Annotated in this window: 2 protein-coding genes; both read right to left on the bottom strand. The window is 37.8% G+C overall.

Going from position 1 to position 2,065, the window contains the following annotated elements:
- Positions 1-301, bottom strand: a 301-nt coding sequence (locus QQK25_RS24610; protein ID WP_284190016.1) for a reverse transcriptase domain-containing protein, incomplete at its 3' end; no start/stop codon positions are given.
- Between the two features lie 42 nt (positions 302-343).
- Entirely contained in the window at positions 344-1,810 is a 1,467-nt protein-coding gene (locus QQK25_RS24605; protein WP_498027242.1) for an integrase catalytic domain-containing protein, read from the bottom strand.
- Positions 1,811-2,065 lie beyond the last annotated feature (255 nt).

Genomic DNA, 2,065 nt, shown 5'->3' with positions numbered 1-2,065 from the left:
GCAATTGAAATCCTTCTAGGACTTTCATATAAATATAAATATCAAGGTTTCCATATAAGTAGGCCGTAACTACATCCATGAGATGCATATCAAGTCTTTCTGAAACTATAAGACTGATTAAATATCGAAATGTGATAGCATCCATGACGGGGGAATAAGTTTCCTCATAATCAATTCCAGGCCTTTGTTGGAAACCTTGAGCCACAAGTCTCGCTTTATAGCGAACAACTTCATTGTTTTCATTTCTCTTTCTAGTAAATACCCATTTGTAACCAACACGGTTTGCATTATCATGGGTCAAGACCACAGGTCCAAATACACTGTGTTTAGCAAGTGAATTCAGTTATGCTTGAATAGCAGCTTTCCACTTAGGCCATTCAGAATGATTTCGGCATTCTTCTAAACTTAGTGGATCATATTCATCAGCCGAGATTTCATTAGCTACATTATATGCAAAAATATTATCAATAATTGCATCTTTCCGATCCCACAATTTTCTTGACCAAGTATAATTTAGTGAAACCTCTTTATTTTCCGGTATTTTATTTGAAATCGGAGTTTCCTTTTCATCAGATTTCTCAAAATCTGTTGCAGGTATAATAGCCAGTATATCCTCTAAGGGGTTTTCTCCTGCATTTTGCTTTTTCTTTCTAGGAACAGAATCTTTAGAACCAGTTGGTCGTCCACGTTTTAGACGTGCTTTAGATGATTCATTTGCAATCAGACTGAGAGGTTGTTCCTTTGGAATATCAATTTTAGCAGGAAAATTTGTTGCCGGTATATATGATCTAGTTACCCTAGCTGTATCGGTAAATGCATCAGGCATACTAGAAACAATATTTTGCAACTTAGTGATCCTTTGTACCTCAGTTTCACATTGTTTAGTTCGAGGGTCCATGTGAGACAGGTTTGTTGTATTCCAACATAATTCACGCCGTTCAACAGGCTTAATTCCTCCCCCTAACGGTGGGAATATTGTCTCATCAAAATGACAATCTGCAAATCGTGCAGTAAAAGTATCACCAGTCAATGGTTCTATGAACCTGATAATGGAGGGCGAATCAAAACCAACATAGATTCCAAGTCTACGTTGTGGCCCGAATTTTGTACGTTGTGGTGGCGGTATTGGAACATAAACCGCACATCCAAAGACGCGTAAGTGTGATATATCTGGTTGATAGCCAAACACCAGTTGTAATGGTGAAAATTCATGATATGCCGTAGGACGAAGTCGAACTAATGCAGCAGCATGCAATATAGCATAACCCCATGCTGATATTGGTAACTTTGTTCTCATCAGCATTGGTCTAGCAATAAGCTGAAGTCTTTTAATGAATGACTCAGCTAATCCATTCTGAGTATGCACATGGGCAACAGGGTGTTCAACGTCAATTCCAAGTGACATACAGTAATTGTCAAAACTTTGTGACGTGAATTCACCAGCACCATCTAGTCTAATAGACTGAATTGGATAATCTGGGAAATGTGCTTGCAATCTTATAATTTGAGCAAGTAGTCGTGCAAAAGCAACATTTCTGGTAGATAATAGACAGACATGTGACCATCTTAAAGATGCATCGATTAAGACCATAAAATATTTGAATGGCCCACAATGGGGATGGATAGGTCCACATATATCTCCCTGAATTCTCTGAAGAAATTTTGGCGATTCATTTATCACTTTATATGGAGATGGTCTTAATATCAATTTTCCTTGAGAGCAGGCTGAGCATTCAAACTCTTGCGCCTGAAGAATTCTTTGATTCTTAAGTTGATGCCCATGTGAATTTTCCACTATTCGGCGCATCATACTGGAGCCTGGATGTCCGAGACGATCGTGCCATAATTTAAATAATTCAGGATTATTTGATTTTTGGCCCTGTACGGCATACGACTCAATTGTTTTGATAGTCGTCCAGAGGACAAAGCTCGAAGCTTTTCTAGTATAAATTTCCTGTTTGAGACAAATGAAGTAATACAGAGGAATTCTTTATTATTCTCTGTTGTTGTCTCAATATGATATCCATTTTGCCGTATGTTTTTAAAACTCAACAGATTTCTTTCA

It is taken from the genome of Zoogloea oryzae (assembly GCF_030161255.1).
Taxonomy (GTDB): domain Bacteria; phylum Pseudomonadota; class Gammaproteobacteria; order Burkholderiales; family Rhodocyclaceae; genus Zoogloea; species Zoogloea oryzae.
This window is presented reverse-complemented; position numbering and strand designations above follow the sequence as displayed.